Origin of the sequence: Melittangium boletus DSM 14713, assembly GCF_002305855.1 — a bacterium.
GTDB classification, from domain to species: domain Bacteria; phylum Myxococcota; class Myxococcia; order Myxococcales; family Myxococcaceae; genus Cystobacter; species Cystobacter boletus.
Window position 1 is genome coordinate 7,904,821 of the sequence record NZ_CP022163.1, and the last position, 14,751, is coordinate 7,919,571.

General features: G+C 68.0%; 6 protein-coding genes. 4 read left to right on the top strand and 2 right to left on the bottom strand.

Annotated elements, in window-relative coordinates; genetic code table 11:
- Nucleotides 1-81: 81 nt before the first annotated feature.
- Nucleotides 82-2,754, bottom strand: a complete 2,673-nt coding sequence (locus MEBOL_RS32780; protein WP_095981127.1) for a PQQ-dependent sugar dehydrogenase — start codon at nucleotides 2,752-2,754, stop codon at nucleotides 82-84.
- A 479-nt stretch (nucleotides 2,755-3,233) separates the two neighbouring features.
- Between MEBOL_RS32780 and MEBOL_RS32785 the strand changes: the two genes are divergently transcribed.
- Together MEBOL_RS32785 and MEBOL_RS32790 are read left to right on the top strand one after the other, a co-directional pair.
- A complete protein-coding gene (locus tag MEBOL_RS32785) occupies nucleotides 3,234-4,337 on the top strand; it encodes an AAA family ATPase (RefSeq protein WP_095981128.1) in 1,104 nt (367 codons plus the stop codon).
- Nucleotides 4,338-4,352: 15 nt separating this feature from the next.
- A complete protein-coding gene (locus MEBOL_RS32790; protein WP_095981129.1) occupies nucleotides 4,353-6,578 on the top strand; it encodes a S8 family peptidase in 2,226 nt (741 codons plus the stop codon).
- Between the two features lie 129 nt (nucleotides 6,579-6,707).
- Here the strand turns inward: MEBOL_RS32790 and MEBOL_RS32795 are convergent, their stop codons facing one another.
- Nucleotides 6,708-13,244 carry an IPT/TIG domain-containing protein gene (locus tag MEBOL_RS32795; RefSeq protein WP_170115641.1) on the bottom strand — a complete coding sequence of 2,179 codons (6,537 nt, stop codon included), beginning with the start codon at nucleotides 13,242-13,244 and terminating at the stop codon, nucleotides 6,708-6,710.
- A gap of 146 nt (nucleotides 13,245-13,390) precedes the next feature.
- Between MEBOL_RS32795 and MEBOL_RS32800 the strand changes: the two genes are divergently transcribed.
- Nucleotides 13,391-13,834: a riboflavin biosynthesis intermediates N-glycosidase gene (locus MEBOL_RS32800; RefSeq protein WP_095981131.1), complete on the top strand. Its 444-nt coding sequence runs from the start codon at nucleotides 13,391-13,393 to the stop codon at nucleotides 13,832-13,834.
- A 96-nt stretch (nucleotides 13,835-13,930) separates the two neighbouring features.
- Complete coding sequence (locus tag MEBOL_RS32805; protein WP_095981132.1) at nucleotides 13,931-14,734, top strand: hypothetical protein; 804 nt, start codon at nucleotides 13,931-13,933, stop codon at nucleotides 14,732-14,734.
- Nucleotides 14,735-14,751: the final 17 nt, after the last annotated feature.

Below are 14,751 nucleotides of genomic sequence, written 5' to 3' on the forward strand. Positions count from 1 at the left end.
AATGAACGTGAAGCGGCAACCATCCAAAAGGATGATGATAATGACCTCATGACGCTGGCTGGACTCGCCGCGCGCTCCGCTTCAACGCGGGGGCGACCTCGTCGCATGGCCATACGGCGCCCGCCTTCGGCACAGAGCCAGGAGCAGTCCCCACCCCGCCAGCGCGCCTCCGGGGGCTCCTCCGCAGCTACAGCCCGAGCTGTCTCCTGGCCCAGGGGGCGTTGGCTCAACACACGGCGAATTCCCCACACACACCGAGACCTCGGCCGCGGCGCTCTGGCCCGAGGTGTCGTAGACGACCATGCGGACCTGATGCACTCCAGGGCTCAGCGCTGTCGTGTCCCACCGGTTGGGCTCGCCGCCGTAGTGGTAGGGCCCGGAGCTTCGCGCATCCGTGCTCCCCAACACCCCGTCCACGTAGAACTCCGCCTTCGTGCACCCCACGTCATCCACGCAGTCCCCGGAGAACGCCACCGTCGCTCCCGACACCTGCTCCCCCTCCGTGGGGCGCACGAGCGCCGCACGCGGAGGCGCGTCCGCCTTCACGAGGACCTGGAAGGACTGGGTCGCGTCCGGGAGCCTCCCGTTGCTCGCGAGCACCGTCATGTCCACGGTGCCCACCGCCTCTGGCGTCCAGACGAGGACGCCACTGCTGGCGTCGATGCTTGGACCTGGCACGCTGCTGGTCAGCGAGAACGAGAGAGCGGGTACGCCGTCGGCCACCACTTCATAGCGATAAGGGGCACCCACCACCGCGGAGGTGATGGGCGTGGACGAGATGGTCGGAGCCACGGCGTCATTGTCCCGTACGCTGACGGACAACGTGCAGGCGTCACCGCCCGAGGCGGCCAGGGTGAGCGTGGCGGAATCATCGAGGGCGTCCATGTCCTTGGCGGCCGCGACGGTGACGGACTGGGGGGTGCTCCAGTTGGCCGGCGTGAAGGTGAGGGTTGTGCCACTGGAGACCGTGATGTCCTCATCCCCCGCCGTCCGCGCCACCGTGACGGTGGTGCTCTGGGAGGGACGCTTGGAGAGCGCCACCGTGAAGGATGTGGTCTCCTCCTCGTTCAGCGTCAAGGCCGTGGTGGACAGCACCAGCCGCGCGTCGTTGTTGTCGATGGACACCGCTTGGACCGTTTCGGGGCTCAGTCCCTGGGCGGACACCGTGAAGGCCGCGCGGTCCGCGGTCGCGTCCGCGTCCAAGGCGGCGGCGAGGGTGACGCGCTGAAGCTGGTTCCAGTTGGCCGGAGTGAAGGTGAGCCGTGAGCCGCTCTCCACCGTCAGATCCGCGTCGCCCGAGACCCACTCCACACTGACGCTGACCTCCGTGGTGGGCGCCTCGGCCAGCCGCACCGTGAACACGGATTGGCCGCCCTCGACGACGCTGACGTTCAGCTCCGAGACGATGAGCTTCTGTCCGGGAGCGGTGGACATGATCCGCGTGAGGGCCTTCGAGGTGACGCCCACGGCGTACAGCGCGCCATCCGGTCCCACGGCCATGTCCACGGCCTGGGAGATGCCAGTGGCCCATTCCTCCACGGAGGCCACCGAGCCATCCGCGGCCAGCCTGGCGCGCACCAGCTTTCCGGAATTGTAGTCTCCGAAGAGGAAGTTGCCGCGGTAGTCGCTCGGGAAGAGCGTGGAGTCGTAGAAGACGCCTCCCGTGAGGGAGCCCCCCAGGTTCTGTGTCACCGCCGTGCCTCCACCACTCGTCGCGTCCGCGCTGGCCTGTGTCGCCGTCCACGTCGTGGTGCTCGGCACGCTGGCCACGTAGTGGGCCCCGTTGAAGCTCGCGTCCGTCACGCCGGCCACGGTGATCTTCTCGCCCTTGCGAAAGCCGTGGTCTCCGGTGGTGGTGAAGGTGGCGAGGCCTCCGCTCCGCACGGCGCCATTGGCGGTGATGGTGCGCGAGTCCGTGCCGTTGGTGCGGTACTTGATGACGGGCGTTATGAAGCCCGCGGGCTGGTTGTTCTCGTAGTCGCTGTAGCCGGCATGATCCCTCTTGTCCGTGACGAAGATCTGCTCGTAGCCCGTTCCGACGCTGTTCACCCACAGCTTGCCGGTGCCCGGCTGGAACGCGAAGGTGTAGGGATTGCGGAAGCCGCGCGCCCAGATGTACTCGTTGTTGGGGCCTACCCCGTCGTTGAAGGGGTTGTCGTTGGCGGGGGTGCCATCCAGATTGGCGCGGCTCACCTTGGCCGCCATCGAGGTGAGATCCGCGTTCACGCCCGTGCCGTTGCCCAGGTCTCCGATGGCCCAGTACAGCTTTCCATCCGGGCCAAAGCCAATCGCTCCGCCATTATGGTTCTGCCCGGAGGTCGGCAGGTTGTTGACGAGCACCGTGCGCGCCGTGCCCACGCCGTTGGCGTCCGTATAGCGGATGATCTGCTGCCGGGTGTTGGTGGCCGTGACGAACAGGTAGACGTAGCGGTTGACGGTGTAGTTCGGATCGAACGCGATCCCGAGGAGGCCACACTCGCTGGAGGTGTAGACGGTCTCCGTGGCGAACTCGGTCGTGCTCAGCGTCGCGTTCTGCGTGACGAGCGCCCCATCGCGCATCGTCGCGACGAGCACCTTGCCATTCTTCTGGGTGATGAAGAGCCGCCCCGAGCCATCGGGCGCCCAGGCCAGTCCCGTGGTGGGCGAGAGGGCGGGGGATGGGTACACGGTCTCCTGGAATCCCGTGGGGACCGCCGCCAGCACGGGAGACGTCAGGAGACAGATGAGAGCCAGGGAGACACGAGACGAGGTCATGCATCATCCTATTCGTCCGAGCCGCAAATGGGAGGGTGGACTCGATCCGCCAGACTGAGCCTGCCCCTTTTTAGTGGTTCTCCCGCAGATTGTGTGCTCGCCATTCAGGTGGCGAGTCGTATGCGCTGGAGCAGCAGGTGTTCCGAGGCGTGGAGCACATAAAGTGCGGGAGAGCCACGAAACTGGGGCAAGCCCAACCTGGTGGAGCGCCAGTTGCGCGACCTAATGCTGGGCCGCAAGAGTCACTACGGCTCCAAGTCCCTGCGAGGCTCGCTGGCTCTCCTCGCCTCGTCCAAACGGAGCTCGGCGAGCTATTACCTGCAGACTCCGTGCCTAGGAGCGTGGCGAGATACTGACCGGGTGTTCATCATTTCGCGGCAAAGATGGTGGACTAAATTTCCAGGGACGAATAAAAGTAGTCCACCGTCGATTTGGGGCTTCGTAATTTCGCGTGCTTGTGGCGGTTTAAGGTGGGCTAGGTGGAGATAAAATCGGAGTGGATTGTCCAGCTTGCACGGCTGGCGCTCACCGGCCGGAGACAGGACATTCTCACGTACATCCGCAGGCTGGAGCGCTTACTTCACAAGGAGGACCCTGCTGCCTCGGCCAGGCTGGCCGAGCTTCTGCGGGAAGCCCCCTCACAGGCCATGCCGTTGCGCAGCGCAGCGGTGGCGGCGGTGCCGGTTGATGCCGACTCGCGGCTCAGCCTGCTTCGGCAGGAGTGGCCTGTGATGCTGGATTCGGCTCCCGCTTGGTCGGAGACCATTCGCTCCCCCCTTGAGCAGGTTATTGCCGAGCGCCAACGTGCGGACGAGCTGCGCCAAGTAGGGGTAGCCCCTACGCGCTCGATGCTCTTTACCGGGGCGCCCGGTGTGGGGAAGACGCTCGCCGCGCGATGGCTCGCGCAACAGCTCGGATGGCCTCTTCTCACCCTGGATCTATCTGCGGTGATGAGCAGCTACCTCGGCAAGACGGGTACGAACGTCCGCCACGTGCTCGATTACGCGAAGGGTGTTCAGAGCGTCCTGTTGCTGGATGAGTTGGACGCCATCGCAAAGCGCAGGGATGACCTGGGGGAGGTTGGCGAGCTCAAGCGGCTGGTCACGGTGCTGCTGCAGGAGATTGACGACTGGCCGCAGATGGGCTTGCTCCTGGCGGCGACGAACCATCCGGACCTGCTCGACCCGGCGGTGTGGAGGCGCTTCGACGCGGTGGTCGAGTTTCCGCTGCCCGATGATGCTGTTGTCGCCCAACTCCTCCGGCAGTTGCTCGGTGAGGAGCTGGCCAGAGACGAAGCCTTGCTCACCGTATTGACCGCAGTCATGCGGGGACAGTCCCACGCGGTCATCACTCGCGACCTGATGCGTGCGCGCCGGACTGCACTGGTACAGCGCCTGAAGGTGGAGGAGGCGCTTATGGGGATGGTCCGCGAGCGTGTGGGGGAGCTGAGGCTCGAGCAGCGCCGCCAAGTTGGCCTTGCGCTCGTGCAGATGGGGTTGTCTCAGCGGCAGGTCCACGAGTGGACCGGGATGAGTCGGGACACCTTGCGGAAGGTCCAGCGCAAGGGCGCGGTGAAGAGCTAACGATAGGAGGTGCGCATGGCCGAAAAGAGAAACTTTCTGCTGGGGTATGGCGAGCGTCTGCAGGTTGAGGTGAGCCCGCCGCATGGTGGTGGTCCGAAGTGGAAGCCGTACGACTTCCTGAGGGCGAAGACGCGCCTGAGCCCCCGCGTGGCGCGCGTGGCGCAAGAGCTCGCGGACATGCCTGGGGACGCGTTCCCCAACGACCAGGCGGTCGCCTTGCTCACGTTGCACCCAGCCTTCTTGGCCAAGTCGTACTTTCCGGGCGGGCTCCTTCGTGAGGTCAATCTCCAGATCGTGGGCAGCAAGCCGGCCGTCACGAAGCCGGAGGTGCTTCCCAAGCGCGCGAAGTCCAAGGAGCTCGTCACCTCCGAGCTGTACGTGGCGGCTCCGCGTGAGGTCTTCCTTCGCTGGGCAGAGGCGTTGCCACGGTGGGGAGGGGCACGCGGAGAGGCGGAGCTGGAGCGCATCGAGGATATTCGCTTGCCGGGGTTGTCCGACAAGGTCCGTCACTTCTCCGACGACCTCCAGGGCGACATCCTCATGGAGGTGGTGCTGCACGGAAACTCCGCCACGAGTCCGGGGGTGGTCGACGGCTTTGCGAAGTACTTGAAGGCGCTCAAGCTGAAGTTCGAGCTCGGCCGCAAGGTGCAGGTCGGCGGCCTCACCTACGTGGCCTTGCACGCAGCGCGCAAGTTCGTGACGCGCATCGCTGGCTACTCCTTCCTGCGCGCGGTGCGTCCAATGCCGCAGTTGCGGCACGCGTGGCCCAAGGCGAAGGCCTCCAAGGCCGTCCAGGTTCCATTTCAGCTCCCCACGGGGGGGCCTGTGGACCCGCTGCTGAAGGTGGCTGTCTTCGACGGTGGATTCCCGGCCAAGTCGCCGCTCGCCCCGTGGGTCAACGACGTCAAGGTCCCGGGTGTCAGCGGTCCGATGCACCCGGACCTGGTGAAGCACGGGCTCGCGGTGAGTTCTGCCGTGCTCTTCGGTCCGCTGAAGGCGGGCGAGATGGCGCCCCTGCCGTATGCTGCCGTGGACCACTACGGGGTGTTCGACCAGAAGGCGCTCGCTGAGCAGGACGTCTACGGCGTGCTCGAGCGGGTACGCACCGTGCTCCAGCAGCGCCCGGACTACCGCTTCGTCAACCTGAGCCTGGGGCCGGAGACGCCCGTCATCGACGAGGTGGTGGACCTGTGGACGGCCACAATCGACGAGCTGCTCGCCTCGGGCAGTGTGCTGGCCACCGTCGCGTCGGGCAATGGAGGTGAAGGCGACCTGGAGTCGGGGAACGCTCGCGTCCAGCCGCCCGCAGACTGCGTGAACGCGCTCACTGTGGGGGCGTGCGACAACGCCAAGAAGTGGGCCCGCGCTCCGTACAGCTCGTTCGGTCCTGGTCGAGCCCCCGGCATCATCAAGCCAGACGGTGTCATTTTCGGGGGGACCGACCAGGACCCGTTCCTCGTGTCCTCAATGAAGCTGGGGCTGGCCTCCGGCACCACCGGGACGAGCTTCGCCGCGCCGTACGCTCTCCGGATGGCGCTGGGGATGCGGGCGATGCTGGGCGATGTTCTCCAGCCGTTGGCGCTCAAGGCGCTCATGGTGCACTGCGCTGAGCAGGGGCGGCGCAACGTGGCGGAGGTTGGCTGGGGACGGTTCGAGACGGACTTGGAGCAGGTGTTGACGTCCGGCCCTGGCGAGGCGCGTGTGCTCTTCCAGGGGCACCTTGAGCCGGGGGGATACATGCGCCTCCCCATTCCCATTCCCGCTGAGGGACTGCAGGGCAAGGTCGAGCTGTCGGCGACGTTCTGCTTCGCGACGCTCACCGACCCGCAGGACCCGTTGGCGTATACCCGGGCCGGACTCGACATCTACTTCCGCCCCAACAAGGATGGTCGGAGCGCGGACCGGCCGGACGCACAAGAAGCGGAGACGGACGGTTTCTTCAAGAAGCCGAAGGTCTACAAGACCGAGCAGGAGCTCCTCGAATCGCACAAGTGGGACACAACCCGCCACGCGGTGCGGCGCTTCCGGCAGGCGGACCTCCTCGACCCGGTCTTCGACGTCCACTACAACGCGCGAGCCGCAGGCCAGGCCACGCAGACTGCGGGCTCTCTTCCCTACGCGCTCGTCGTGACCATCCGGTGCGTCGACTTGCCAAACCTCTACGACCTCATCGTGCAGCGTTACAGGGGCCAGCTGCAGGCGCTTACTCCTGTCACCGTCCAGGTTCCGGTGCGGACGTAGCAGCGAGGGTGTTGCGGCCGTCTCGCCGCGCTCATCTGATGACGGGGCCTCCGCTCCTCCTCGCGAGGAACTGAGCAACGAGGGCTTGGAGCCGCGAGCCGGTTTCAGGCCCTTCGCATTTGCCGTGGGCTACCGTCGCGAAACCCTCCGGCGTAGCCGCGGCGTCAGGCCAAGCAGGAGGAACGACGCGATCCCCGGCAGGCCAGGGCCTCCCGTGCAACCTCCACATCCCCCTCCATTGTCTTCACCCTCGTCCGGCCGTGGCTCCTCCGTATAGGTGAAGCTTTTCTCCAGACGGCTGTTGGTCCCATCTGGGTTGAGGACGGACACATCCACCGTCTCCGGCGTGGCGTGGGGCGGTGTGGTGGCCGTGAGGGAGGTCGGGCTGGCCACGACAACGTTCGTGGCATCCGCCCCTCCGAGTGTCACCCGGGTGTTGGAGGCGAAGTTGATACCGCGAACGGTGATGACGGTGCCTCCCTTCGTGGAGCCGGTGTCGGGGCTGACGGAGGAGATCGTCGGGGGCCCGTCCACCTCGTAGAGGAAGCCTCCCGCCTGGACTGCCCGAGCCCCGTCCGGGTTGATGACCTCCACGTCCACCTGGCCCGGCGCGTGGGCTGGCGAGAGGGTACTGAGGGAGGTGCCGCTCACCACGAGCACCGAGGTGGCCGCCACGCCTCCGAAGCGCACGGTGGCGCCCGGCGCGAAGCCCGAGCCCCGCAGGGTGACGGATGTGCCGCCCCGCGACGGGCCCGCGGCCGGCGAGACGGAGGAGAGGACCGGAGGAGGCGCCGCCTCATAGGTGAACGCCCCCGGCAACGTCGCCCCCTGCCCATCCGGATTGGAGACGGTGACGGCCACCCATCCCGCCGCATGGGGCGGCGTGGTGGCCGTGAGGGAACTCGGGCTGTTCACCTCCACCACCGGGGCCGCCACACCGCCGAACGTCACGCGAGCGCCCGGCGCGAAATTGCCGCCGCTGAGCGTCACCATCGTCCCTCCGTTGCTCGAGCCGCGTCCCGGAGAGAGCCACATGAGCTTGGGGGCCGGAGCCGCCTCATACGTGAAGCCCCCGAGCAGGGCGCCCTCCTGCCCATCGGTGTTGCGCACCACCACATCCACCTTGCCCGGCGTGTGTGGCGGAAGGATCGCGGAAAGCGAGGTGTCGCTGGTGACGGTGACGCCGCTGGCGGTCCCGCCGCCGAAGCGCACCGAGGCCCCCGGCCCGAAGCCAGTCCCGGTGACGGTCACCCGCGCCCCGCCCGTCGAGAGGCCACTGCCCGGAGCCACCGAGATGACCGTGGGCGGAGGCGGCACGTCGTAGGTGAAGGCCCCCGTCAGGGTGGCGCGCTGTCCGTCCGCGTTGCGCACCACCACGTCCACCTTGCCCGGCGCGTGCGCGGATGTGGTCGCGGAGAGGGACGTCGCGCTGGTCACGCTCACCGCCAGGGCCGCGACGTCCCCGAGGAGCACCTGGGCCCCCGGCGCGAAGTGGGCACCGGTGAGGGTGACGCGCGTGCCTCCCGTGGCGGGACCGTGCCCCGGGTTGATGGCGGCCAGGGTCGGCGCCGGCGTGGGCTCGTATGTGTAGGCCCCGGGCAGCGTGGCCTGCTGCCCATCGGGATTCCTCACCACCACGTCCACCGTGCCCGCCGCCCGAGCGCTCGTGGTCGCGGTGAGGGAGTGGGAGGCCCCCCACGTCACCTCGGTGGCGCGCGCGCCGCCGATCAGCACCGTGGCACCCGGTGCGAAGTGGCTCCCCGTGAGCGTGACGCGCGTCCCGCCGGAGCTCGGGCCACTTCCAGGGCTGATGCCCGAGACGCCTGGCGCGGGAGCCGCGACGTACGTGAACCCGTTCTCCAGGGTGCCGGTCTGCCCGTCCGGGTTGCGCACCACCACGTCCACCGTCCCCGGCGCATGCGCGGGCGTGGTCGCGGCGAGCGACGTGGCATCGTTCACGTAGACCTCCGTGGCCGGCACTCCGCCGACGAGCACCGTGATGCCCGGGACGAAGTACCTGCCGGTGAGGAAGATCCGCGTGCCACCGTTGGACGTGCCCTCGCTGGGGCCGAGCCCCGTCACTGTTGGCGCCGGGGACAGGCTGTAGGTGAAGGCGCCACCGAGCGTGGCCGTCTGCCCGTCCGGGTTGCGCACCACCACATCCACCGTCCCTGGTGCATGCGCGGGCGTGCTCCCGGTGAGGGTGGTGGAATCGACCACGGTGATGCTCGTCGCGCTGGCGCCGCCCATGCTCACGGTGGCTCCGGGCGCGAAGTATCCGCCGCGCAGGGTGAAGGGCTCTCCACCCGAGGACACGCCAGTGTTCGGGTTCACGGACACAAGGTACGGCCCACTGGAGGCGACGTACGTGAAGCCACCGCCCCGCGTGGCCGACTGCCCGTCCGCGTTCTCCACCTCCACCTCCACGATGCCCGGGGCATGCACCGGCGTGAAGGCCGAGAGCGAGGTGTCACCGAGGACGGATACGCCCGCGGCCTCCGCTCCACCGAAGCGCACCTTCACGCCGGTCCGGAAGCCCGAGCCGGAGATCGTCACGCGCTGGCCCCCGTTGCTCTCGCCCTCATCCGGGGTGACGGAGGAAATCGTGGGTGGCGCCAGATAGGTGAACCCCTTCGCGAGCACCGCGGACTGCCCGTCCGGGTGGATGACCGCCACGTCCACGGCACCCACCGCGTGCGCCGGAGCCGTGGCGGTGAGGGTGTTGGCACTGACGACGGTCACATCGGTGGCCTCGACGGAGCCGAGGGTCACCCGGGCCCCCGCCACGAAGCGCGAGCCCGTGAGCGTGAGCGCGCTCCCTCCCCGCGTCGGTCCGGAGCCCGGAGCGACGCCCGTGAGCACCGGCGCGGGGGCCTTCTCGTACGTGAAGCCTCCGCCCAGGGTGGTGCGGCTTCCGCTCGGGTTGGAGACCGCCACGTCCACGACCCCTACCGCGTGCGCTGGAGTCGTGGCGCTGAGGTGCTCGGCATCCACCACGGTGACCCCGCTCGCCGCCACCCCTCCGAAGGACACCGTGGCACCCGGCTCGAAGCCCGTGCCGGTGAGGCTCACCCGCGTCCCTCCGGTGGAGGGGCCGGACGACGGGCTGATGCCCGTGATGCGCGGCGGCGGCGCCAGCTCGAAGTCGATCCACGCCGCTCCCGTGGCACAGCGCACCTGGAGGTACCCGGAGGCGGCGGACTCCGGCACGACGACCCGCATCCGCGTCCCCGTGTTGGAGAGGACGCTGGCTCCACGGGAGAGGCCGGGGAAGAGGGCCTGGCACCCGGACAGGTTCGTGCCGGACAGCTCGACGGTGGCGCCCACCGGGGCCCGGGCGGGGCTGATGCCGGTGAGCGACACCGCGCTTCCGGAGTCGACGATGAGGCTGGCCGAGGACGTGGCGCTGCCCAGGGTGTTCACCACGGTGATGGGTCCGGTGGTGGCTCCCGGAGGCACCACGACGAACAGCCGCGTGTCACTCCCGTTGTACGAGAAGAGCTCCGCCTTCACCCCGTTGAAGCGGACCTCGGTGAGCCCGGTGAAGCCGGAGCCCTCGATGAGGACCTCTGTCCCGGGGCCGGCCCGGGCCGGGGCAAAGCCGGTGAGGGTGGGCGCGTTCATGGACTGGAGGGTGAAGCTCTCCGTCGAGGACGCACTGCCATGGCTCGTCGTGAGCGAGAGGGGACCCGAGCGCCCACCCCAGGGGATGGTGATGACGACCTGCGTGTCGCCGAGGACCTGGTAGGAGGCCGTGAGGCCCCCCGTCACGCTCGCCCAGGACGTCCTGGCGAGTCCTGTCCCGGTGACCGTCACCTGGGTGCCGGGCGGGCCGCTCGTGGGCGAGATGCGGGTGATGACCGGTCCTGGCACCACCGTGAAAGGCTGGCTCGACGTGGCGGTGCCCATCGAGTTCCGCACCGAGATGGGACCCGAGGTCGCTCCATCGGGTGCCCAGAGGTAGAGGACCTCGTCGGAGCCCATGCTGAACCGGGCAGGGATGCCCTGGAGGCTCACCTGGGTCGTCCCAGTGAAGCAGCCACCCCGCACCGTGACGGTCACGTTCGACCCACCGGATTCCGGAGAGAACCCGGTGAGGAAGGGCGCACAGCCGCTCACCACGGAGAAGTCCACGGAAGTCAGGGAGTCGCCCGCCGCTCCGTGGATCGTCACGGGCCCGGAGACCGCTCCGCTCGGCACGTCGGCGGTCATCTGGGTGTCGCTCAGCACCTCGAACCGGGAGGCGGAGATGACTCCAAAGCGCACGGTGCTGGTGCCGGTGAAGCCCGTGCCGGTGAGCGTCACCCGGGTTCCGGCCGCGCCACTCGCCGGTGAGAGGCCTGTCACGGCGGGTGGTGGGAGGACCGTGAAGGAGGTGCTGGACGTGGCGCTGCCCACGGAGTTGATGACCTGGATGGGCCCGCTCGTGGCTCCGGGCGGCACCCAGACGCTCAACGCGCCATCGCCGGACGAGGAGAAGTACCTCGCCGGGATGCCGTTGAAGCTCACCCGCGTGGTGCCGGTGAACCCCGAGCCGGAGAGGGAGACGCTCGTGTCGACGCCGCCCGCCGAGGGGCTGATGCGCGTGAGGGTGGGCGCGCTGTTGGCATCCACGACGAACTCGCCATCGGAGTAGCTGACGGACCCGGCGATGAGCGTGATGCGCCCGGTGATCGCCCCGAGAGGGACGATGAGCTTCATCTCGGTGTCGCTGTCCACCAGGAAGGTGGCGTCCAGTGACGGAGCGAACCACACCCGGCGGACCCGGGTGAAGCCGGTGCCGGTGAGCGTCACCGTGCTGCCGAGGGTGCCGCGCGCGGGAGTGAAGCCGGTGATGACCGGCTTCGAGAGCACGGTGAAGGGCGTGCTCGAGGTGACCGCCCCCGCGTTGGTGACGACCCGGAGGGGGCCGGTGCTGGCACCGGGCGGCACGGACGCACTCAGCCGCCCATCGCTCGTGAGGGACACGGATGACGCCGGGACTCCGTTGAACTCGACCCGGCTCACTCCCGTGAAGAACGACCCATCGAGGGTGACCTGGGTGCCCGCTTCACCGCTCACCGGGGAGAAACGGGTGAGGGTGGGCACGGCGCCGCCGAGCACCGTGAAGCTCTCCGGAGAGGTGAGCGACTGACCCGCCACGGAGACATGCAATGGCCCCGACGAGGCTCTCGGCGGAACGATGGCGGTCAGCTGCGTGGCGCTCACCACGGTGACATTCGCGTACTCGCTCCCGAACCGCACGGACGTGGACCCCGCGAAGCCGCTGCCGGTGAGCGTCACCACGGTCCCCACCGCGCCGCTCGCGGGGCTGAATCCGGTGAGCGTGGGCGCCGCCATGACGGTGAAAGGAGGCGAGCCCACTTGCCCCTTCGTGTTCACCACGCGGATGGAGCCACTGGTGGCGCCGCTCGGAACGTCGACATAGAGGCGCGTGTCGCCACTGAGCGAGAAGTTCGTCGCGGGCGTGCCGTTGAAGCTGACCTCCGTGGTCCCGGTGAAGTTCGAGCCGTTGAGGGTGACGCTGGTGCCGACCCAGCCGGTATTCGGAGTGAAGCTGCTCAGGGTGGGGCCGTTGCTGCTCTGCACGGCGAAGCGGGAGTCGGAGGTGGCCCGTCCTCCTGGCGTGTCGACGCGGAAGGTTCCGCTCAGGGTCCCGGCCGGGAGGGTGACGGTGAGCTGGGTATCGCTCTGGGGGGTGACGGCCAGTGGCGTGTTCCCCAGGCGGACGTCCGTGGCACCGGTGAAGCCACTGCCGTTCAGGGTAATGACCGTACCCACGGGGCCGGACGTGGGACTGAAGCCGGTGATGCGAGGGGCGGGCAGGACGGTGAAGTCGGACGACGAGACCCCCACTCCCCGCGAGTTGTACACCCGGAGACGGCCGGTGGACGCGCCCGTGGGGACGTAGACGTAGAGGCTGGTGTCGCTCTCCACGTAGATCGAGGAAACATCGGCTCCGTTGAAGCTCACCGAGGTGGCCCCCGTGAAGCCCGTCCCGGTGAGGGTGACGCGCTTCCCCTCGCCCGAGGAGGCCGGGCTGAAGGACGTGAGGGTGGGCACGGCGCTGCCGAGCACGGTGAAGACACCGAAAGAGGTGGACCCGCCCGGCGTGTACACCCGCAGCTCTCCGGTCGTCGCGCCCGGTGGAACCGTGGCGGTGATGCGGGTGCTGTCGACCACCGTGAAGGAGGTGGCGTCGACCCCGTCGAAGCTGACCTCCGTCGCGCCCGTCAGGTTGTTGCCGGTGAGGGTGACCGGGGTGCCGGCGGTTCCATACCGCGGCGAGAAACCGGTGGGCTCCGGCTCTGGAAGCACCGTGAAGGAGGCCGGGGAGCTCACCGAGCCCGAGTCCGTGACGAGGGTGATGGGTCCGGAGGTCGCGCCATAGGGCACGTCCGCCGACACCCGCGTATCGCTGTTGACCGTGAATTCGGTGGCCACGCCGTTGAAGCGCACCACCCGCGTCCCGGTGAGGCCGGTGCCGGTCAGGGTGATGGTGCTCGACCAGGCTCTTCCACTGGTCGGGCTGAAGCTCGTGAAGGTCGGAGCGGCCAGTCCCTGACGAGCCTCTCCTCGAGATGCATCCGAGACCGGACGCGCGTCCCCACATCCGCCCAACGTCAGCGCCGTGACCGTCAGGAAGAATCCCCAGAACCGTGACATGCCGTACTCCTCCGCGAGGGAGGCGAATCCTCGGGGCTCCCCGGAGGAAGATCCAGGGCCAGATGCACGTCCCGAGGGTGTGGGCGTCATCCACTCCTGGCGCGAGCGTGAGCGGTGCGCGAAGCTCCTCTTTCTCGGAGGACTGCATGGCCGAAGTGATCAACTTCTACAGCGTGACGGACGACTACGGGTGGTGCTCGAATTTCGCGCCCTATCCCATCAAGGCCCGGGGGAAGATGTGGCCCACCACCGAGCACTTCTTCCAGGCCCAGAAGTTCGAGAATGATTCGGACCAGGAGGAGATCCGCCGGGCCAACTCGCCAATGCTCGCGGCGCGCATGGGGAGGGATCGCAAGCGCAAGCTCCGCTCCGACTGGGAGTCGGTGAAGGTGGCGGTGATGCGGGAAGCCCTCCAGGCGAAGTTCTCGCAGCACGAGGAGCTTGCCCGCCTGCTCGAGTCCACTGGCGATGCGAAGCTGGTGGAGCACACCGAGAACGACAACTATTGGGGTGACGGCGGAGACGGCCGCGGCGGCAACATGCTGGGCCGCCTCCTCATGGAACTGCGCGAGGCCGCCAGGAAGGCATAGCCCGCGGCAATGCATCACACCGGCTCATCGCTTTCAAATAGGGCATCAATCACCCAGACAGCGTGGCTGAGGAGCCGGTTTGATAGGACGCGCCCCATGACGCCTGGACAGATCGCTGCGCTGCAACTGCCGTCGTTCCTGCATGGCACCTTCCGCTCGGCGCAGCAGAAGGCGAGGAGGGAGGGCCTGCGGTGTGGTGAGCAGTACCGGGAAGATGGCACTTTCCTCGTTCCACGGCAGATGGTGGAAGTTGCCCCAGGCGAGGTGTTGGTGGCGCACGATGTGGTGGACTTCCAGCACGAGCGCCCGGCCTGGCGGTTGTACATGGTGTCGAATGTCATGGACGGTTTGCTCGATGCCGTGGAGCGGCAGAACACATTACCCACGAGGGATGCCTACGAGGCCTTTTTCCTGGAGACGGCCTGGGGCGCGCTCTTTTTCGCCCTGGCCCAAATGGGCCCGGTGAGTGCGGAGCGAACGGCGAAGCGCCTTCAGGCGGTGCTGCGCTTCTGGGAGCCGCTCCAGTGCGCGCGCTATCTCTTCAAGAAACCGGGGGTGGCGCACACGTTGGAGGAACTGATGGTGGCCTCCTACGACTGGGCCATGGATGCGTGGTGCCCGGAGAGAGACGCTTCCGTACGCGAGCGTCTGGCGATGGCGTCGGAGCGCATGGAGCGGGCCACACGAGAGGACTGCATCGAGGCCATCTTCCGGGAAATGCCGCGAGCCCTCGCGCATGCCGGCAAGTTGAAGCACTGGAACGTGGTGGCCGACCCTGACTTCCAGCGCGAGCGTCTCACCACACTCGACTCATGGTTCTTCGAGCGGGTCTCCGGTGCTCGCCCGGGAGATCTCATCTGGCTGTTGACCAATTGGGATCATGAGCTCGAGGTGCAGTAGACCGTGTCCTGGCATGA

What these genes read in the sequence shown, in the direction of transcription:
- MEBOL_RS32795 (WP_170115641.1), bottom strand. Translation starts at nt 13,244, where the DNA reads ATGTCACGGTTCTGGGGATTCTTCCTGACGGTCACGGCGCTGACGTTG.
- MEBOL_RS32800 (WP_095981131.1), top strand. Translation starts at nt 13,391, where the DNA reads ATGGCCGAAGTGATCAACTTCTACAGCGTGACGGACGACTACGGGTGG.
- MEBOL_RS32790 (WP_095981129.1), top strand. Translation starts at nt 4,353, where the DNA reads ATGGCCGAAAAGAGAAACTTTCTGCTGGGGTATGGCGAGCGTCTGCAG.
- MEBOL_RS32780 (WP_095981127.1), bottom strand. Translation starts at nt 2,754, where the DNA reads ATGACCTCGTCTCGTGTCTCCCTGGCTCTCATCTGTCTCCTGACGTCT.
- MEBOL_RS32805 (WP_095981132.1), top strand. Translation starts at nt 13,931, where the DNA reads ATGACGCCTGGACAGATCGCTGCGCTGCAACTGCCGTCGTTCCTGCAT.